Annotated in this window: 22 protein-coding genes; 5 read left to right on the plus strand and 17 right to left on the minus strand. The window is 68.5% G+C overall.

Annotated elements, in window-relative coordinates:
* The first annotated feature begins 21 nt into the window (after positions 1–21).
* Both V9K99_RS30910 and V9K99_RS30915 read left to right on the plus strand, forming a co-directional pair.
* Positions 22–423 carry a YciI family protein gene (locus tag V9K99_RS30910; protein WP_337008812.1) on the plus strand — a complete coding sequence of 134 codons (402 nt, stop codon included), beginning with the start codon at positions 22–24 and terminating at the stop codon, positions 421–423.
* Positions 420–1,655, plus strand: a complete 1,236-nt coding sequence (locus V9K99_RS30915) for an RNA polymerase sigma factor (RefSeq protein WP_337008813.1) — start codon at positions 420–422, stop codon at positions 1,653–1,655. Before V9K99_RS30910 ends, V9K99_RS30915 begins: the two co-directional genes overlap by 4 nt.
* Here the strand turns inward: V9K99_RS30915 and V9K99_RS30920 are convergent.
* The 17 genes from V9K99_RS30920 to V9K99_RS31000 form a co-directional block, all read right to left on the minus strand.
* Complete coding sequence (locus tag V9K99_RS30920; protein WP_337008815.1) at positions 1,645–3,006, minus strand: FAD-binding oxidoreductase; 1,362 nt, start codon at positions 3,004–3,006, stop codon at positions 1,645–1,647. The genes V9K99_RS30915 and V9K99_RS30920 overlap by 11 nt on opposite strands.
* A gap of 261 nt (positions 3,007–3,267) precedes the next feature.
* Positions 3,268–5,031 carry a proline--tRNA ligase gene (locus V9K99_RS30925; protein ID WP_337008817.1) on the minus strand — a complete coding sequence of 588 codons (1,764 nt, stop codon included), beginning with the start codon at positions 5,029–5,031 and terminating at the stop codon, positions 3,268–3,270.
* A gap of 116 nt (positions 5,032–5,147) precedes the next feature.
* Positions 5,148–5,519: a DoxX family protein gene (locus V9K99_RS30930; protein ID WP_337008819.1), complete on the minus strand. Its 372-nt coding sequence runs from the start codon at positions 5,517–5,519 to the stop codon at positions 5,148–5,150.
* A gap of 25 nt (positions 5,520–5,544) precedes the next feature.
* Positions 5,545–6,480 carry a M14 family zinc carboxypeptidase gene (locus V9K99_RS30935; RefSeq protein WP_337008821.1) on the minus strand — a complete coding sequence of 312 codons (936 nt, stop codon included), beginning with the start codon at positions 6,478–6,480 and terminating at the stop codon, positions 5,545–5,547.
* Complete coding sequence (locus tag V9K99_RS30940; protein ID WP_337008823.1) at positions 6,458–6,850, minus strand: hypothetical protein; 393 nt, start codon at positions 6,848–6,850, stop codon at positions 6,458–6,460. Before V9K99_RS30940 ends, V9K99_RS30935 begins: the two co-directional genes overlap by 23 nt.
* Positions 6,851–6,937: 87 nt before the next feature.
* Positions 6,938–7,762, minus strand: coding sequence for a GNAT family N-acetyltransferase (locus V9K99_RS30945; protein WP_337008824.1), 825 nt, complete (start codon positions 7,760–7,762; stop codon positions 6,938–6,940).
* Positions 7,763–7,789: 27 nt separating this feature from the next.
* Positions 7,790–9,052: an MFS transporter gene (locus tag V9K99_RS30950; protein ID WP_337008826.1), complete on the minus strand. Its 1,263-nt coding sequence runs from the start codon at positions 9,050–9,052 to the stop codon at positions 7,790–7,792.
* Positions 9,053–9,070: 18 nt separating this feature from the next.
* Positions 9,071–9,553 (minus strand): GNAT family N-acetyltransferase, encoded by a 483-nt coding sequence (locus V9K99_RS30955; RefSeq protein WP_337008828.1) that lies wholly within the window; start codon positions 9,551–9,553, stop codon positions 9,071–9,073.
* The gene (locus V9K99_RS30960; RefSeq protein WP_337008829.1) at positions 9,550–10,197 is read right to left on the minus strand and encodes a VOC family protein; all 648 of its coding nucleotides are present in this window, start codon (positions 10,195–10,197) and stop codon (positions 9,550–9,552) included. Before V9K99_RS30960 ends, V9K99_RS30955 begins: the two co-directional genes overlap by 4 nt.
* A complete protein-coding gene (locus V9K99_RS30965; RefSeq protein WP_337008831.1) occupies positions 10,194–10,358 on the minus strand; it encodes a CopG family transcriptional regulator in 165 nt (54 codons plus the stop codon). The genes V9K99_RS30960 and V9K99_RS30965 overlap by 4 nt, the downstream gene beginning before the upstream one ends.
* 89 nt (positions 10,359–10,447) lie before the next feature.
* Positions 10,448–10,780 carry a thioredoxin gene (gene trxA, locus V9K99_RS30970; protein ID WP_337008833.1) on the minus strand — a complete coding sequence of 111 codons (333 nt, stop codon included), beginning with the start codon at positions 10,778–10,780 and terminating at the stop codon, positions 10,448–10,450.
* Complete coding sequence (locus V9K99_RS30975; RefSeq protein WP_337008835.1) at positions 10,777–11,145, minus strand: MerR family transcriptional regulator; 369 nt, start codon at positions 11,143–11,145, stop codon at positions 10,777–10,779. Before V9K99_RS30975 ends, trxA begins: the two co-directional genes overlap by 4 nt.
* Before the next feature lie 377 nt (positions 11,146–11,522).
* A complete protein-coding gene (locus tag V9K99_RS30980; RefSeq protein ID WP_337008837.1) occupies positions 11,523–12,071 on the minus strand; it encodes a nucleosidase in 549 nt (182 codons plus the stop codon).
* 3 nt (positions 12,072–12,074) lie between these two features.
* Complete coding sequence (ispG, locus tag V9K99_RS30985; RefSeq protein WP_337008838.1) at positions 12,075–13,226, minus strand: flavodoxin-dependent (E)-4-hydroxy-3-methylbut-2-enyl-diphosphate synthase; 1,152 nt, start codon at positions 13,224–13,226, stop codon at positions 12,075–12,077.
* A 27-nt stretch (positions 13,227–13,253) separates the two neighbouring features.
* Positions 13,254–14,564, minus strand: coding sequence for a M50 family metallopeptidase (locus V9K99_RS30990; RefSeq protein WP_337008840.1), 1,311 nt, complete (start codon positions 14,562–14,564; stop codon positions 13,254–13,256).
* On the minus strand, positions 14,561–15,772 hold the full coding sequence (dxr, locus tag V9K99_RS30995) for a 1-deoxy-D-xylulose-5-phosphate reductoisomerase (RefSeq protein WP_337008841.1): 1,212 nt from the start codon (positions 15,770–15,772) through the stop codon (positions 14,561–14,563). The genes V9K99_RS30990 and dxr overlap by 4 nt, the downstream gene beginning before the upstream one ends.
* 47 nt (positions 15,773–15,819) lie before the next feature.
* Positions 15,820–16,656, minus strand: coding sequence for an FHA domain-containing protein (locus V9K99_RS31000; protein ID WP_337009021.1), 837 nt, complete (start codon positions 16,654–16,656; stop codon positions 15,820–15,822).
* Between the two features lie 249 nt (positions 16,657–16,905).
* Here V9K99_RS31000 and V9K99_RS31005 point away from each other — a divergent pair, with 249 nt between their 5' ends.
* From V9K99_RS31005 to V9K99_RS31015, 3 genes are all read left to right on the plus strand, one after another.
* On the plus strand, positions 16,906–17,631 hold the full coding sequence (locus tag V9K99_RS31005; protein ID WP_337008843.1) for a type 1 glutamine amidotransferase: 726 nt from the start codon (positions 16,906–16,908) through the stop codon (positions 17,629–17,631).
* Positions 17,628–18,206, plus strand: coding sequence for a DUF1707 SHOCT-like domain-containing protein (locus tag V9K99_RS31010; RefSeq protein WP_337008845.1), 579 nt, complete (start codon positions 17,628–17,630; stop codon positions 18,204–18,206). Before V9K99_RS31005 ends, V9K99_RS31010 begins: the two co-directional genes overlap by 4 nt.
* Before the next feature lie 116 nt (positions 18,207–18,322).
* On the plus strand, positions 18,323–19,486 hold the full coding sequence (locus V9K99_RS31015; protein WP_337008847.1) for an acyl-CoA dehydrogenase family protein: 1,164 nt from the start codon (positions 18,323–18,325) through the stop codon (positions 19,484–19,486).

Raw genomic sequence — 19,486 nt, forward strand, 5'->3', positions numbered from 1 at the left:
ACGGCGAGGAACAATGGCCAGGTGAAATTCTTACTGCTGATCCATGACAACCCGGAGGCTCGCGAGGCGCTCGAGGCGCTCAGCGAGGAGCAGCGACGCGAGCTGATCGGCGGTCCGGACGGCCTCGCGGCCAAGACCCGCGCGCTGCGGGAGAGCGGCGAACTGGTGTCCGTCCTCGTCTTGGACGACCCGTCGGCGAGCGAATCCGTCCAGCTGATCGCCGGGACGCCGGTGATCTCGGACCGGCCCTTCCTGGAGACCAAGGAATTCCTGGCCGGGGCGATCCTGGTGGAGTGCCCGACGACCGAGCGGGCGCTCGAGATCGCGGCCGAGGTTCCGGCCGCCGAACTGCGGCGGATCGAGATCCGTCCGGTCCGGGTGCTCGACGACGAGGAATTCGCCGTACCAGGCCTCACCGAGTGACGGACGGCAGGCTGGAGCTGGAGGCGGCGATCCGGGCCGGCGCCCCACGAGCGCTGGCCGCGCTGGTACGCCGGTACGACGCCTTCGACCAATGCGAGGACGCGGTCCAGGAGGCGCTGCTCGAGGCCTTCGTGCAGTGGCGTGCGAACGGCGTACCTGAGCGACCGGTCGGCTGGCTGATCAGCGTCGCGTCGCGTCGGCTGATGGACGGCTGGCGACGCGACAACGCCCGGCGGCACCGCGAGGTCAACGACTTCCTGCGGGCACCGGCGGATCATCGTGGGCTGGAGGACGAGGGTGAAGCGGCCGACGACACGGTCCGGTTGCTCGTGCTGTGCTGTCACCCGGCTCTGACACCGGCGTCACAGATCGCCCTCACCCTGCGATCGGTCGGCGGCCTGACCACGGCGGAGGTGGCCGCCGCACTGCTCGTCGGCGAGACGACGGTGGCCCAGCGGATCAGCCGCGCCAAGCGACTGATCAAGGACGCCGGTGCGAGTTTCGAGCTGCCCACCGGCGAGGAGTACGGCGTACGCCTTCGGGCCGTCCTGCATGTCCTGTACCTGATCTTCAACGAAGGGCACACGGCGAGCGCCGGCGACGACCTGCAGCGATTGGACCTCGCCGCCGAGGCCCTCCGAATCACTCGGTTGCTGCATCAGGCCGCGACCGGTTCGAGCGAGGTGACCGGCCTGCTGGCGTTGATGATCCTGACCCACGCCCGCCGCGACGCCCGCACAGGTCCGGGTGGCGATCTGATCCCGGCCGACCGGCAGGACCGCACCCGCTGGTACGCCGACGAGATCGCCGAGGGCACCGCACTCGCCGAGGACGCGTTGCGCTCCGGAGCCGTCGGGCCGTACCAACTGGAGGCCGCGATCGCCGCCGTACACAGTGAGGCGGATTCCGTCGACAGCACCGATTGGGAGCAGATCGCCGGCTTGTACCGGATCCTCGCGCAGGTCGATCCGGGGCCGATGGTGACGCTCGGCTCGGCGGTGGCGGTGGCGATGACCGAGGGCCCGCAGGCAGGTATCGCGGTCGTCGACAGCCTCGCCGACGACCGCTATCTCGGGGATCACCACCGCCGGCTGTCGGTGCTCGCCCATCTGCACGAACTCGCCGGCCGGCCCGACCTGGCCCGGGAGCACTACCTGGCCGCGCTGGACCGCACCCGCAACACCGCCGAGCAGAACTACCTGCGCGAGCGGATCGCTCGGCTCACGAACTGACGACTGCAGGTGGCGCCACGGTGAGGGCGTTGCGGAAGACGTCGGCCGGGTCGACCGCCTGCTTCAGCGCCGCCAGCCGGGTTCGCTGTGGCTCCGGGTAGCACCGGTCGAGGTCGGCCGCCGTCGGGTGGGACAGGAAGTTCACGTACGCCCGCTCAGGCCGCAGATCGCCCCAGAGACCCCCGAAGTCCGCGATCTGTGCACCGTGCAGTTCGGTCGAACCGATCAGCACCGAGTTCACCATGAACCGCGCATCCCGATGAGCGAAGGCGGTCGCCTCCGGAGGCATCGCCGCGAAAGCACCCCCGAGCGCCCGGATCTCCAATGCCAGCGCCGGGATCTGCGACCGTGCCTCGGCCAGCCGCGCACCCAACTCCGGCGACCACTGATCGAACAGACCGTTGCGAATCCGCGGCGTCCACCCCTCGGGCATCGCCTCGTCCGAGAACACCTCCGCATATGGCACCTCGGCCACCGTGTCGGTGAGAACCGTGCCCAGCGCCCTTAGCGGGTCGAGGATCGCGTCGCGGCCCGCGGCGTCCCCGGCCACGCACACCTTGACGGCGACCGGGACCTGACGGTCCGCCATCATCGTCGGCGCCAACTGCAGCGACGAGGTCAACTCGTCCGGCGCGACCGCGAGATAGTCAGCCCATCCCGCCAGCACCTGATCCACCTGCGTCCACGGGAACAACAGACTGCCGAACTGCACGGTCGGCTGATGTACGGCGGTGATGTCGTACGACGTCACCACGCCGAGGCTCCCCGCCGCACCACGCAATCCCCAGAACAGCTCGGGCTCATGAGCCGCATCGACCCGGCGTACGGACCCATCGGCGGTGACGACCTCGGCAGACACGACGTTGTCGATCGCGAGCCCATGCCGGCGCACCATCCAGCCGATGCCACCGCCGGCCATCAACCCGCCGACACCGACGCCGGCCGTGTCACCGGACGAGATCGCGAGACCCGCTCCGGAGAGTCGCTCGGCGACCTGTCCCCAGGTCGCGCCGGTCCCGACCCGGACCACGGCCTCCTCGGATCCGATGGCAATCTCGTTCATCGGTCCGACGTCGATCACCAGACCGCCGTCGTTCGTGCCGAAACCAGCCACGTGGTGCCCGCCGCTGCGCACCGCGACGGGCAGGTCGTGGGCATCGGCGTACCCGAGCGCGGCCACGACATCGGCCGCCCTGGCACATCGCACCACAACCACCGGGCGCCCCGGTACGACGAGCGTGCGGCTCGCCGCCTGGTAGCCGGGGTCGGTGTCGGTGATGACCTGGCCGTCGACTGCCGCTCGCAGTGCGTCGATCCCGCGGATCACCCGGGCCACGGAAGAATTCGTCATCGTCTGCTCTCCTCGATCACGGACGCCCTCGCGGCGTCTCCCCCAGGGATCGCAGCCGACAATCGTTCCTCGACATCACCAGCCAAGAAATCTTCAGCCCGGACATGACACCGGCCAGACATCACTCCAGGCCCGGACATGACACGGTCCTGAGCATCACACCGGGCCGGGCATCACGCAGACATCACGCCGGGCCGGGCATGACACGGGCCTGGGCATGATGCCGGCCCCGCTCTTGGAGGAGCGGGGCCGGGGGTGGAGTCAGGCGCGGACGGTGGTGACCAGGTGGTCGACGACGTCGGCGACTGGGATGTTGGCGCGGTCGTTGGAGCGGCGGTCGATGACCTCGATGGTGCCGTTGGCGAGGCCCTTGCCGACTACGGCGATGGTCGGGACGCCGAGCAGCTCGGCGTCCTTGAACTTCACGCCCGGGGAGACCTTCTCGCGGTCGTCGTACAGGACGGTCAGGCCGCGGGACTCCAGCTCGGCGGCCAGCTCGGCAGCCTTCTCGAACACCTCGGCGTCCTTGCCGGTGGCAACGAGGTGGACATCGGCCGGGGCGATCTCGCGGGGCCAGATCAGGCCGAGCTCGTCGTGGTTGCCCTCGGCGATCGCAGCCACCGCGCGGGTGACGCCGACACCGTAGGACCCCATCGTGACCGTGACGAGCTTGCCGTTCTGGTCCAGCACCTTCAGGTCCAGGGCGTCGGCGTACTTCCGGCCGAGCTGGAAGATGTGGCCCATCTCGATCCCGCGCGCCGACTCCAGCGGACCCGAGCCGTCGGGCGCCTCGTCGCCGTCGCGCACCTCGGCGGCCTGGATCGTGCCGTCGGCGGTGAAGTCGCGGCCGTGCACCAGGTTGATCACGTGGAAGCCGGACTTGTCCGCACCCGTCACCCAGACCGAGCCCTCGGCGATCCGGGGGTCGAGCAGGTAGCGGATCCCGGACTCGTTCTCCGAGCCGAGCACACCGGGACCGATGTAGCCCTTCGCCAGCGAGGGGATCTTCTCGAAGTCCGACTCCTCGAACGCGACCACCTCGGCCGGCTCCACCTGCGCGCCCAGCCGCTTCTCGTCGATCGCCCGGTCACCCGGCAGGCCGATCGCCAGCGGCTCGCGGGTGCCGTCGGGGTGCACCAGCATGACGAGCACGTTCTTCAACGTGTCCGCGGCGGTCCACTCGCGACCGTCGGTCCGGGCGTGCTTCGCGTTCAGCGCGTCCACCAGTGTGTCGATCGTCGGCGTGTCCGGGGTGTCGACGACCTCGGCCGCGGGAACGCCGGATGCATCCACGGGCTCCGCCTGCGGAACCACGACCGCCTCGACGTTGGCGGCGTACCCGCCGGCGGAGCGGACGAAGGTGTCCTCACCGTTCTCCGCGATGGCCAGGAACTCCTCCGACCGCGAACCGCCCATCGCACCGGACATCGCCTTGACGATCACGTAGTCGAAGCCGAGCCGGTCGAAGATCTTGATGTAGGCCTCGCGGTGCAGCTCGTACGACGCCGCCAGCCCCTCGTCGTCGACGTCGAAGGAGTAGGAGTCCTTCATCACGAACTCGCGCCCGCGCAGCACCCCGGCCCGCGGCCGCGCCTCGTCGCGGTACTTGTTCTGGATCTGGTAGATCGACAGCGGCAGGTCCTTGTACGACGAGTAGAGCTCCTTCACGACCAGCGTGAACATCTCCTCGTGCGTCGGCCCGAGCAGCATGTCGGCACCCTTGCGGTCCTTCAGCCGGAAGATGTTCGGCCCGTACTCGGTCCAGCGGCCAGTCGCCTCGTAGGGCTCGCGCGGCAGCAGCGCGGGGAACACCAGCTCCTGGGCGCCGATCGCGTCCATCTCCTCGCGCACGATCCGCTCGACGTTGCGCAGCACCCGCAGGCCCAGCGGCAGCCAGGTGTAGATGCCGGGCGCGGTCCGCCGGATGTAGCCGGCGCGGACGAGCAGCTTGTGGCTCGGGACCTCCGCGTCCGCCGGATCCTCGCGAAGGGTGCGAAGGAACAGCGACGACATACGCAGAATCACGGGAGTCTCCAAAAAGCCTGAGAAAAGATGGATGAAACAACGGACGTCACAGAGGATATCCGCCCCGCGACCATGCTCTCACCACGTTATCCACAGGCTCCGGCCGCGCCCACCGGTCAGCGGCCCTCGCGCGCAGCCCGCAGCGCGGCCCGGATCAGCGGAATCTGCAGCGGCGACCGCGCGAACGCGACCGCGCGAGCAGTCGGCGATCCCTTCCGGTTGGTGTCCATCGCCATCTGCACATTCGCCGGGAAAACCGCCACCAGCAAGGCCGCACCGGCCAGTCCGGCCGCCCGCCGCGTCCGCGGATGCAGCAATCCGGCGGCACAGGCCAGCTCGGCCACCCCGGATGCGTAGACGAGCTCCTTCTTCCGCGGCAGCGCCCGGGGCACGATCTGCTCGAACGGCTCGGGTTTCACGAAATGGAGGGTTCCGAGCACGCCGAACAGCGCTGCCAAGCCGGTGGTCGATCTGCTCCGATACGCCATGCGACCGGAGCTTACCCGACGGTAATCACGGCAGCTTCCCGTACGGCGCCCCGGCCGCCCGGGCGGCGTAGACCAACGCTGGTTTCAGCGCCGGCCAGAACGTCGACGACACACACGAGTACGCCGGCAGGAAGCCCGCACAGGCCCCGGACGACGGCCCGACCTCGAACGTGTACGCCGGTACCCCGCGCGTCCCGTACAGCCAGTCGTCCGTCGCACCCGGAGCGAAGTACCCGACCCCGCCGTCCCCGGTCGACACCGGATACCCGGTGAACTCTCCCATCTTCTTGCCCAGGGCAACCAGCTTCGCCTTGTCCGGCGCATCCGTGTTCGTGTACCCGTACGGCGCCAGGATGTCGTTGCCGAAACTGTGCAGACTCAGCATCACGCCGGTCGTGTTCGCGGCGGCCGGCTCACCCACCTCCCCCTTGGTGTCAGGGAAGATCGCGTCCAGCAGGCCCTGGATCGCGACAGTCTCCGGCTCGGACACCGCCTTCGTACCCGGGTAGGTCTCGTCACACGGTCCGCCCTGCTGCTTGTCCCACTGGAACGACGAGTTCCGGTTCAGATCGACCCCGGCATCGGCCGCCGGACAACCGCCCGTGCTGTTGTCGACGTTCTTGCGCTGCAGCACCGGCCGGTTCGGGTTCGACGCGACCACGTCCACACCGTCCGGGTTCGCGATCGGCACCACCCACAGCTCCCGGGTGTCCAGCAATTCCGTGATCTCCGCGTCGACGCCGTACGACGAAGCCAGCAGGTCGATCCATCGGTACGCGATCTCGCCGGTCGCGATCTCCCGCGCGTGGATCTGCGTGTGCAGCAGGAACTTCGGCTTCTTCCCGGTGCTGTTGAGAGCACAGCCCCCGGTCGCCAGTTTGGTGATGCACAGGGCCTGGATGTCGTGCCCGCCCTGCCCTTTCACCTTCTTCCACGAGTCACCGACGTCGTACCGCTTCACCAGGTCCGGATGCGCCGACGCGACCTCCGCGTTGTGCTGCTCGTGTCCCGCGGTGGTTGTGGTAGCCGCCGTAGTACGTCGCACCACCCGGCTCCGACCGCGGCACCGGCTGATAGACGTTGCCCGTCTTCCCGAGTACGACGCCACGCGCTCGCAGCCGCTCCACCTCGGACGGAGTCGCGATCACGGTCGGCCTGGATCCATGCCCGTGACCGATGTCGTACCCCTCCCGGATGAGGTCCGCGACCGTCACTCCGGCCGGCAGTTTCATCGAGTAGTACGAGACATCCGGTGGGGCGGCCTCGGACAGACTCGTGAGCGAAACCAGGATGAGGGCAAAACTGCACAGTGACACGACAAGTCTTCGCACGGGAGAAATCCTTCCGCTGGGCGGGCGGCGCAGAGAAACAGCCAACCGCACCACCTGTCACCGCAGCATCACGATGAACGCCCAGTATCAGAACAGGATCGTCGCGAACGTTTCGATCGTCCGGAAACCGACCCGCTCGTACGCGGCCCGGGCCGGGAGGTTGAAGGCGTTGACATACAGCGTCACCACAGGCGAGATCTGCCGGGCCAACTCGACCACCGCCGCCATCCCTGGTGCCGCCAGCCCGCGGCCGCGGAACTCCGGATCCACCCAGACCCCCTGGATCTGGCACACCCCAGTGCCGACCGACCCGACCTCGGCCTTGAACACCACCCGGCCGTCCTCGATCCGCGCGAACGCCCGCCCGGCGCGGATCAGCTCAGCCACCCGCGACCGGTAGAAGGTCCCGTCCGGACCGGTCTGCGGCGGTACGCCGACCTCCTCGGTGTACATCGCCACGCAGGCCGGGTAGAGGATCGACAGCTCGACCGGTTCGACTGCCCGGACCAGCGGATCCGGTGCGATCGCCGGCGGCTCGTCGATCACCATGAACGGCTGGTTGTCGCGCACCTCGCGGGCCGGACCCCACTGCGGTTCGAGCGTGGTCCACAACTGCTGGACCGCACTGGCCGGTCCGAGGATCTGGAAACAGTTCCGGCCGCGGCGCAACGCGTACGCCGCGAACGCGCGCAGGGCCGCGTCGTCCGCCCCCACCGGCACCATGTTGCCGCCGGCATGACACAGTGCCTCGAGTACGCCCTTCTCGACGTACCCCCAGACCTCGGCACCCCGCCGTGGATCGAGTCCGGACGCCTGCACCAGGCTGTCGACGAACACGTTGACCACGGGGTCGCGGGCGATCACCGCACGCGCCGCCGCGAGGTCACGAGGACCGAGAACCCGTACGCCCACGCGCAGAACCTAGCGGATGATCACCCGTCAGGCTCGCAACGGGTCGCGCTCAGCGTCGTGCGCCGCCGCGATCCCGCGCAACGGCGAGGTCCAGGCAACGGCGACGCCGACGAACCCGAAGAGCCCCATAACCACCATCGCGGTGCGGATGCCGTAGTGGTCCCCAAGCACGCCGCCGGTGATCGAGCCCAGCGTCCAGCCGACTCCCCACGACAGCATCCGGCCGACCGTGTTGACCCGGCCGAGCAACTGCTCCGGCGTCACCTGCTGGCGGTACGTGATCGAGTTGACGATCACCAGGATGTACGCCGAACCCCACACCAGCAGGGCGATCGCGGCCAACTCCCAGCGCGGCACCAGGGCCGTGACGATGCCGAGCACCGCGGAAACCGGCACGGCGTAGAGCGTGATCGCCGCCGGCGCCAGCCGCCTCAGCAACAGCGGGAGCCCGATCGCCGCCACCAGCCCGCCGATCCCCCAAGCTCCCCACACGATCCCGAACCGGACTCCCGACGTACCGACGTGAAGGATCCGGTCACACCACACCACCATCAGCGCGACGAACCCACCACCGGCGAACGACTGCAGCGTGCCGATCATCGTCATCGTGCGGACGCCGGGATGCCGCAGCAGGAAGCGAATCCCTTCGGCGATGTCGGCGAAGATCACCCGCGGCCGCAGCGGCGCCTGGCCTGCTCGCGGCTCGGACAGCGCCCGGACGATTCCCCGGACGGCGATCGCGGACGCGACGAAGCTCAACGCATCCAGGGCCAGCAGGTTGGCCGGGTTCAGCACCGCCAGCGCCAGGCCGGCGAGCGTCGGCACGAACAGCTCGATCAGGCTCGAAGCGGTCCAGACCGCGGAGTTCGCCTGGGCGACCCGGGCGCGGCCGACCAGCATCGGCAGGGCCCCGAAGTTCGCGCCGTCGAAGAACGAGTAGACGGCCTGCACCGTGAACGCGACCACGAGCGCCTGGGCGACAGTCAGCACACCGAACAGATGCGCGAGCGGGACCGAGCCGATGACCACGGCGTTGACCAGATCCGCGGACACCATCACCCGACGCCGGTTCCACCGGTCCGAGAGCGCGCCGGCGAACAACCCCGTCAGCAGGTACGGCGCTGCCTCGAGCGCCGTCACCAAGGCCGTCAGGAAGGTCGAACCGCTGAGCCGGTAGACGAGCACCGGCAACGCGACCGCGGTGACCATCGAGCCGGTGAACGACAACGTCCGGGCCAGCCAGTACTTCCGGAAGTCCGCATCGTCCCGGAGCCGAACGGTCGTCGTCATGCGGGGCACCCTGCAACTTCAAGTCGTCTGGAGGTCAAGGCCCATCCACATCAGTTCGTCGCCGAGGTCCCGGTCGGGAGTACTGACAGGATCGCCGAAACCGTTGGCCCGATAGAAGGCGATGGCCTTCTCGTTCGCGACCAGGACGTCGAGCAGTAGTTCCGTCGTACCCTCCGGAAGGGCTTTGATCGCCGCGTCGAGGAGGGCCTTGCCGACGCCCTTGCCCTGGTGATCGGGGAGCACGTACAGCTTCCACATCACCCAGAAGTCGCCTTCGCGACCGAGCCCGACCATCCCGACCAGCTGCTCGCCCTCGGCCGCGACCAGAGTGATCCCGTTCCGGATCAGCCACTCGACCGCCTCTGGCGACCACCACTGGGCCAGTCCGTCGACGATGAACTTCTCCGAGACCAGCCCGCCGTACGCCACCGGCCAGGTCTTCAACCCGATCTCCCGGACCGCCCCGACGTCGGCCAATTGCGCCTTGCGAACCTCGATCACCCGTGCACCACCAGCGGCTGCCCGTCCGGGTCCACAACCTCGAGGCCTTGATCCGTCCGGGTCGCGGCGTACCCCGCTGCGACGAGCCGCTGCAGTACGTCGTCCAGGTCCGCGGCGGTGGTCAGATCCGGCCTGACGGCGAGCTCCGGGCCCGCGCCGAAGTGGATCGGCTGATCGGTGCCGAGCACGTCCAGCAGCCGCTCCCACGCCGGCTGATCCGCTCCGGACAGGTGCGGCGTGACCGACCAGCGCTCGTCCGGACGGGTCTCGTGCACCTTGTAGCCGTACAGGTCCTCGCTGCGTTCGTCGATCCACAGCTTCGTCCCGTCGGGACCGGTCGCCGAGAGGACGCGTCCGAACGCCTCGTCCCAGATCGTCGCATCGTCGTACCCGGCACTCTCGAGCCGCTCCTTCAGCTCGTCGATGTCCTCCGCCTCGAACGTCAGATTGGTCTGCCCAGGCTGACCGCCGGTGTCGCTGGTGGCCGCGTCGTGCAGCGAGATCGCACCACGCCCAGCCAGCAGGACTGCCCAGCCACCGCGCTCGGACTCGATCCGCGCCTGCAGTCCGAGCGTCTCCAGGAACACCTGCATCGCCGCCACATCCGCCGTGAACCGCAACGGCCGGATCACTACGTCGTTCATCCTCGGGCCTCCCCATGCTTGTCCAAGTATTCCGTCAACGCCTGCTCCACCAACGCGGACAGACTCGCCGCCTCATCGATCGCCTTGTGCTTCACCCGCCGAATCAACTCAGCCGGCAGATACACGTTGAACTGCGCCTTCTTCCCACCGTCGTCGCCCATACCTAGGATGCTAGCAATCTAGATAGCTACTAGACAAGCAGCCCTCGAGCCGAACTGGCTCGAGGGCTGCTTCAGGGCTTGCGCTGCGGCTATACGGCCGCGTGGAGGGCGTCGTCGAGTTCTTTGATGAGTTTGTGTTTGGGGCGGGCGCCGACGACGGACCAGATGACCTCGCCGCGGTGGAAGAGCATCAGGGTGGGCAGCGCCATCACGCGGTAGTGGGCCGAGATTGCCGGGTTCTCGTCGGAGTTCAGCTTCACCACCGTCAGGTCGTTGCGCTCGGCGTCGATCTGCGCGAGGACCGGCACGATCTGGTGGCAGGGTGGGCACCACTGCGCCCAGAAGTCCACCAGGACCGACTGATCGGCGCGCAGTACCACGTCGTCGAAGGTCGTCTCGTCGACCGTTTGCAGCTCACTCATAGTTGTCTCGTCCTCCAGCTCTCGGCATCGGTCAGGAGGTCGGTCAGCCGGGCCCGCAGTTCGGTGAGTTCGGTGATCCGCCGGTCCACCTCGGCGATCCGGGTCCGGTACGCCGTCAGCGACGCCGGGCACACGTCGGCCCGTTCGTTGCCGGCCCGCAGGCACTCGATGAACGGATACGTCTGCTCCGCGGTCAACCCGAGCGACAGCAACGCCTTCACCTCACGTACGACGACCACGTCGTCGGCGTCGTACGCCCGGTACCCGTTGGACTCCCGCCGGGGTTTCAGCAGTCCCTGCGCCTCGTAGTACCGGACCGCCTTGACCGTCACTCCGGCCTCGGCCGCCAGATCGCTGATCCGCATTCCGCCTCCTTCACCCGACGCTAAACCTTGCCCCCAGGGTCAAGGTCAAGCCAGCATAGTCCGCCTCACGGTTGGCGCGGGTCAGGGAAAGCCCCGCACGCTGAAGCCACCGTGCGGGATGCCAGTCGCCTCGCGAGGTCTGGGCGTCGAGTCTGCGGAATCCGCCATCGACTGTGACCACCGTGTCGGCGGCAATCGGTTGCCGGCGACAGTCTCACCACACTCGATGCCACGACCGTCCTGAGCGGCCGCGAGTGAAGCCACCGTGCCGGGCTATCCGCCGGCGCACGGGGCGTTGACCCGGGTGGCGCGTCAACCACACAAGTTTCCGGCGCGGCACTGGTGCGGGAGAGCGCCGTACTCGAATGGCTGGCGTCTCAGGAGACGTAGGCGGTGACCCACTCCCCCAGCACCTTCGCGCTGGCGTCGACCAGAGCCGGCCAGTCGAGGGCGCCCTCGTCGGCCGAGTCCGACACGTGCTTCACGACGCGCACGGGTACGCCGTACTCACGGCAGGCGTAGACGACGCCGTACGCCTCCATGTCCACGAGATGCGCCCGCTCCGCCAGCCGCGCCCGGACGACCGGATCGGTGACGAACACGTCTCCCGACGCGAGCACCGTCCCGTCCCCACCCTCGACCTGCAACGTCTCCTGCGGATCGATCCCCAACGCCCGCACCGCATCCGCGTTGATGTCGTGATTGATCACCGTCGACGGCAGATACAACCCCGCCATCCCATCCCGCAACGCCCCAGTGGTCCCCACATTCAGCACCACCAGATCCCGCCTCCCCCGCTCCCCCAAAGCCCGAGCCGTAGCCACCGCCGCCGCAGTCTTCCCCACCCCAGTAACCACAACCGGAACCCCGTCCGGCACATACCGAGCCTCGCCAGCTACAGCGCTGACAACCAAGTAGTCCGTCACTGATCAGCTGACGGTGACGGTGGGTTCGCCGGGTGCTGCGGTCTCGCCCATTTCTTCGGCGATGCGGAGGGCTTCTTCGATCAGGGTCTCGACGATGGCGGATTCGGGGACGGTCTTGATGACCTCGCCCTTGACGAAGATCTGGCCCTTGCCGTTGCCGGAGGCGACGCCGAGGTCGGCCTCGCGGGCCTCGCCCGGGCCGTTGACGACGCAGCCCATCACGGCGACGCGGAGCGGGACCTCCATCCCCTCGAGGCCGGCGGTGACCTGCTCGGCCAGGGTGTAGACGTCGACCTGGGCGCGGCCGCAGGACGGGCAGGAGACGATCTCGAGCTTCCGCTCGCGCAGGTTCAGCGACTGCAGGATCTGCAGGCCGACCTTGACCTCCTCGACCGGCGGTGCCGACAGCGACACCCGGATCGTGTCGCCGATGCCCTTGGACAGCAGCGCGCCGAACGCGACCGCCGACTTGATCGTGCCCTGGAACGCCGGCCCGGCCTCGGTCACGCCGAGGTGCAGCGGCCAGTCGCCGGCCTCGGAGAGCAGCTCGTAGGCGCGCACCATCACGACCGGGTCGTTGTGCTTGACCGAGATCTTGAAGTCGTGGAAGTCGTGCTCCTCGAACAGCGACGCCTCCCAGACGGCCGACTCGACCAGCGCCTCCGGCGTCGCCTTGCCGTACTTCTTCAGCAGCCGCGGATCCAGCGAGCCCGCGTTCACGCCGATCCGGATCGACGTGCCGTGGTCCTTCGCCGCGGCCGCGATCTCCTTCACCTGGTCGTCGAACTTGCGGATGTTGCCCGGGTTCACCCGGACCGCCGCACAGCCCGCCTCGATCGCGGCGAACACGTACTTCGGCTGGAAGTGGATGTCGGCGATCACCGGGATCTGCGAGTGCTGCGCGATCTCCGGCAGCGCGTCCGCGTCGTCCTGGGACGGGCAGGCGACCCGGACGATGTCACAGCCGGCCGCGGTCAGCTCCGCGATCTGCTGCAGTGTCGTGTTGACGTCCGCGGTCAGCGTCGTCGTCATCGACTGCACGGAGACCGGGGCGTCACCGCCGACCAGCACCTTGCCCACCTTGATCTGGCGGGTCTTACGGCGCGGGGCGAGGGTCGGTGGCGGCAGCGCGGGCATGCCCAGGTTGATGCTCATGGGTCCTTTATCCGTTGAGGTGGTGCGTTATCCGTTGAAGAGTCTGATCGGGTTGACGATGTCGGCGATGACGAGCAGCACGCCCATCACCACGATCACACTGGCCGCGACATAGGCGACCGGGAGCAGCTTGGCGACGTCGACGTACCCGGGGTCCGGGCGGCCGAACAGCTTGGCGACGCCGCGCCGGATGCCTTCCCAGATCGCGCCGGCCATGTGACCGCCGTCCAGCGGCAGCAGCGGGATGAAGTTGAACAGGGCAAGGAAGAGGTTCAGCGAGGCGAGCAGCGAGATCAGGAACGCGATCCGCTCGCCGCCGGTGAGCGACTGGTTCGAGGCGATCTCGCCGGCCACCCGGCTGGCACCGACGACGCTCATCGGGCTGTTCTCGTCCCGGTCGCCGCCGACGATCGACTTGGCCACGCCGACCAGCTTCTCCGGGAAGTTGCCGATCGCCTGCACGGTGGCGACGGTCAGCTCGCCCATCTTGTTGACCACGAAGCCGAAGTCCTGCCGCTCGACCTTCATCTCCGGCGAGACGCCGAGGAACCCGACCGAGACGATCTTGTCCGACCCGGCCTCGTCGCGGACCTGGTTGATGATCGTGTTCGTCTGCAGGGTCACCTGCTGACCGTTGCGCTCGACAACGATCGTGGCGGGCTTGTCGGTGTTCGCCCGGATCAGCGGGGTGAGCTCGTCCCAGCTGCTGATCCGGGTGCCGTTGAAGGACTCGATCCGGTCGCCGACCTGGAACCCGGCGGTCTTGGCCGGCGACACCTTGTCGCCCGACTCGCACTTGCGGTCGGCGCTCGCCTGGGAGGCCGGGATGACACAGTCGGTGACGGTGGCAACGGTCGTCTGCGCGACGTTCGCGCCGTACAGCATGAACAGGCCGCCGAACAGGACGAACGCGATCGCGACGTTGACCAGCGGTCCGGACGCCATCACGATCAGCTTCTTCCACCACACCTTCTGGTAGAAGAGCCGGCCGTTGTCCTCCGCCGAGATCGTCTCGTACTCGGCCGACCGCGCGTTCTCGACCATCGACTGGATCGGGCCGGTGTTGGCCTTGCGGACCTTGGTCGGATCCTCACCCTTGGCCGGCGGCATCATCCCGATGATCCGGACGAACCCACCGGCCGGGATGGCCTTGATCCCGTACTCCGTCTCACCGCGCTTGGTGGACCAGATCGTCCGGCCGAAGCCGACGAAGAACTGCGTCACCTTCATGCCGAAGGCCTTCGCGGGCAGCATGTGGCCCAGCTCGTGCAGCCCGACCGAGATCAGGATGCCGGCCACGAACAGCACGATGCCGAGAAAGGTGAGTAGCGCGGTCATGCCTTCGTGGTCTCCTGTACGCCTGTCAGTTCACGGGCCCGGGCGCGCGCCCAGGTGTCCGCGGCGAGCACGTCGTCGATGGACAGTTCCTCATATGAGGGTACGTCGTGTTCGGTCACCACCCGGGCCACGGTGTCGACGATCGCCAGGAACGGCAACCGCCCGTCCCGGAACGCCTGGACGCAGACCTCGTTGGCGGCGTTGAACACGGCCGGCGCGGTCCCGCCGCGGGTACCGGCCTCGCGGGCGAGCTGGACCGACGGGAACGCCTCGTGATCGAGCGGCAGGAACTGCCAGCTGCTCGCCTCGGCCCAGTTCCACGGCGGCGACGCGTCCGGTATCCGGTCGGGCCAGCCGAGGCCGAGCGCGATCGGCAGCGTCATAGTCGGCGGCGACACCTGCGCCAGCGTCGACCCGTCGTAGAACTCGACCATCGAGTGCACCGCCTGCTGCGGATGTACGACGACATCCACCCGATCCATCGGGATGCCGAAGAGCAGGTGGGCCTCGATCAGCTCGAGCCCCTTGTTGACCAGGGTCGCGGAGTTGATCGTGACGACCGGGCCCATCGCGAAGTTCGGGTGGGCAAGGGCTTGCTCGACCGTGACGTTCTCGAGGTCGTGCCGCGGCCGGCCCAGGAACGGTCCCCCGCTCGCGGTCAGCAGCAGCTTGCGGACCTCGTCGGCCGAGCCGCCGCGCAGGCACTGCGCGATCGCGCTGTGCTCGGAGTCGACCGGGACGATCTGACCGGGTTTGACCCGGCGGGTGACCAACGGGCCGCCGACGACAAGTGACTCCTTGTTGGCCAGGGCGAGCGTGTTCCCGGCGTCGAGCGCGGCCAGCGTCGGCTGCAGCCCGACCGAACCGTTGATGCCGTTGAGAACCACGTCACACGGCATCGCCGCGATCTCGCTGGACGCGTCCGGGCCGGTGATGATCTTGGGGATCCGGAACTCGCCCTGCGCGTACCCCTGCCGCTTCGCCTCCGCGTAGAACGCGAGCTGCAGATCCTGCGCGACCGTGGCCTTCGCCACAGCGACCACCTCGACGCCGAACTCGAGCGCCTGCACGGCGAGCAGCCCGACGTTGTCGCCGCCGGCCGACAGCGCGAGCACCCGGAACCGGTCTCGGTTCCGGCCGATCAGCTCCAGCGCCTGCGTGCCGACAGAGCCGGTCGAGCCGAGGATGACAACGGTTCGCGGATTCACGGCAGCTATTCTCCCAGGTCGGCACACAAAGTAGCCATTCGGTGGGATCAGGCCACGTAGAGGTTGCCCCGGAAGCCGCCGAGGCGGATTTCGGTGCCGTCGCCGACCAGTTGTCTGTCCGTCCGCACTCCGTTGACGAAGGTGCCGTTGGTCGAGCCCAGGTCGCGTAGTTCGTAGCTCAACGCGTCGATCCGCAGCAGCTCCGCGTGGTGGCGGCTGACCTTCGGATGGTCCAGGATCAGGTCGCAGTCCGGCGCTCGCCCGATCCGCACGAGGTCCAGCAGCGGTACGACGCCTCCGTCGGAGTCGACGAGAACCGGATGCGGCCCGGTCTGCAGTACCGATGCGATCTGTCCCACACCGGCGGTGCGGATCGGCAGCGAGACGAGCAGATCGTCCCCCTTGTCCACGCGCAGGTTGTGTTGGGCGCCGTACCCCTGCAGGACGTCCTCCGACTCGTCGATGACGACCGCGGACACGTGGTAGTAGCCCGGAGGCACTAGTGCGTGCGCCGCTTCGCCGAGGGTGGTGGTGAGCACCAGGGCGTCGTACTCGCGGTGGCTGATGTCGGTGATGGTGATCAGGACCGGATTGCTGGCTCCCAGTCGGGCCTCGGCACCGGTGTCGCCCGGTGTGAACTCCACTGTGAGCAGTGGCGCGGGCCGCACCTCTTCGAGCCCGACGAGTCGGGCCACGGCCGGCACTGTGCCGGTGGGAACGGACAGTGGCATGTACTGGCCGGTTGACCGCACCAGGACGTCCAGCCGCGGTCGCAGCGACCTGTCCTTGCGGCGCGCCAGCACGAACGCGTCCACCATCCCCTTGCCGAAGACGAAGTCGACATCCCCCACCACGGCACGCACGAATCCACTGACAGGTTCCATCGTCACCCCCGGCACCTCAGTATCCCGGACGACGACTCCGGTACGGCGGAACACGGTGTGCCGCCGTGGTCTAGCCTCAATCCGTGGATCCTGGCAGCAGCGAGCAGGTGCTCGGCGGAGTGCAGCGCAAGGCGGAGGGCGGGGCTCGGAGTGGGGTTCTCCGTGCCCCGCCCTCCAACGCCGCGATGTGCCCGCCGAGTGCCGCGCAGCGCGGCAGGATCCACGGATTGAGGCTTGGCGTTGGCGTCCGTGTCTGACGCTGTGTTGATCGTGGAGAACGACCCCGGCAGTGGCCCGGGCCGCTTGCTCGGCTGGCTGGACGACCGTGGACTCGCTCCGGTCGTCGTACGTGCATGGGCGGGTGAGCCGATTCCGGCGAGCGCTGACGGGTACAACGCACTGATCCTCTTGGGCGGCGGGATGCTGCCCGACGCCGATGACGCGTCGCCGTGGCTACCGGCCGAACGGGAGCTGCTGCGCAAGACGACCGAGGACGACCAGGTGCCGGCGCTCGGCATCTGCCTCGGCGCGCAACTGCTGGCACACACGTTCGGCGGTGAGGTGCGTGGGAAGTTCGGCCTGCCCGAGAAGGGCGTGACCGAACTGAGTCTGCTGCCCGGCGCCGCGGACGACCCACTGCTCGCGGGCTTGCCGGCGACCGTTCGGGCCGTCGAGAGCCACCAGGATCAGATCACCCGGCTGCCGGCCGACGCGGTGCCGCTGATGTCGAGCGAACGCTGTCAGCACCAGATGCTGAGGATCGGTCGTAGCTGGGGCGTCCAGTTCCATCCCGAGGTCACGCTCGACCAGGTACGGCGCTGGGACACCGACGCGATGCGTTCCCGGGGGTTCGATCCCGAAGCGGTGATCGCCGAGGCCGAGCAGCGCGAGGCCGAGTTGGAGCGAACCTGGTCCGCGGTCTTCGGCCGATTCCTGGAGGTCGGGACCGCTGGCAGCGCTACCTTGGGGGCATGAGTCTGGAGCAGCCGCCGCCCAACCACCGGGCCTCTGACCACGACCGCGAGCGAGCCGCTGCTGTGGTCCAGGAAGCGCACAGCGACGGGCGGCTCGACTTCGAGGAGTTGGACGAGCGGCTCACCCAGATCTACTCGGCCAAGACCCAACTCGAACTGCGGAACGTGACCGCCGATCTGGTCCCGGTCGCACATGGCAGCAATGCGGTCGAGCTGACCATCCGGGCCAAGCACAGCTCGCAGAAGCGTGAAGGTCCGTGGACGGTGCCGCAGCGGGTGGTGGCCGTCGCCGAGCACTCCGCGGTCCGGCTCGACTTCACCGACGCGGTGGTCCGGTGGCCCGAGATCCACGTCGACGCCCAGGCCGTCCACAGCTCGGTGGTGATGATCGTGCCGGAGGGCTGGAGCATCGATCTCGACGCCGTCGACATGGTTCACGGGACCGCCAAGAACAAGGCGACCACACCCCGGTCCGGCGGCGTCCGCGTCCGGGTGACCGGCCAGGCCAAGCACGGCTCGATCGTCGTACGCCATCCGCGCAAGCGGCACTGGTGGTGGCCCTGGTACCGGAAGTGAGCGAAGCGAACCAAACAACACAGCACTCCTCAAGTCGCTCGGACAGTGAGCGAAGCGAGGTGTCCGAGTGACTTGCGCCGCTCCAGGATCGCGTCGTACCGGCTAGCGTGAGCCTCATGACGGCTTCGCTGGATCTTGTGGACGTTGACTCGCTGTTGACCGAGGAAGAGGTCGACGTACGTGCGGCCGCCCGGCGGTTCGCGGATGAGCGGCTGCGGCCGTCGCTGCCGGAGTGGTTCGAGTCCGCGAGCATTCCGGCGCGGGAGCTGGCGAAGGAGCTGGGTGCGCTCGGGTTCCTCGGGATGCACCTGACCGGGTACGGGTGCGCCGGCCTCGGTCCGGTCGCGTACGGGCTGGCCTGTCTGGAGATCGAGGCGGCCGACTCCGGGATGCGTTCGCTGGTGTCGGTGCAGGGGTCGCTGGCGATGTACGCCATCTGGAAGTACGGCAGTGAGGAGCAGAAGAACGAGTGGCTGCCGCGGATGTCCGCGGGCGAGGCGATCGGCTGCTTCGGCCTGACCGAGCCGGACTTCGGCTCGAACCCGGCCGGGATGCGCACCAACGCCCGCCGCGACGGCGACGACTGGGTGCTGAACGGCTCGAAGATGTGGATCACCAACGGCTCCGTGGCCGATGTCGCGGTGGTCTGGGCCCGGACCGACGACGGCGTTCGCGGCTTCGTCGTACCGACGTCGACGCCCGGGTTCTCGGCGCCGGAGATCACCGGGAAGCTGTCACTGCGCGCCTCGGTCACGTCCGAGCTGGTGCTGGACGACGTACGGCTGCCGGCGTCGGCGCAGTTGCCTGAGGCCCGTGGTCTGTCGGGCCCGCTCGGCTGCCTGAACGAGGCCCGCTTCGGCATCATCTTCGGCGCGATGGGTGCGGCCCGCGACTGTCTGGAGACGGCACTCGCGTACGCCGGTGAGCGGATGGTCTTCGACAAGCCGCTGACCGCCTACCAGCTGACCCAGGCGAAGCTCGCCGATATGGCGGTCGAGCTCAACAAGGGCATCCTGCTCGCCGTCCACCTTGGCCGGCTGAAGGAGAAGGGGACGCTGCGCCCCGAGCAGGTCAGCGTCGGCAAGCTGAACAACGTCCGCGAGGCGATCGCGATCGCCCGGGAGTGCCGCACGATCCTGGCCGCGAACGGGATCAGCGGCGAGTACCCGATCATGCGGCACGCCAACAACCTCGAGTCTGTCCTCACCTACGAGGGCACCTCCGAGGTCCACCAGCTAGTCATCGGCCAGGCCCTCACCGGCCAGGCGGCCTTCCGCTGA

It is taken from the genome of Kribbella sp. CCNWLW201, assembly GCF_037203805.1.
In the GTDB taxonomy this organism is placed as follows: domain Bacteria; phylum Actinomycetota; class Actinomycetes; order Propionibacteriales; family Kribbellaceae; genus Kribbella.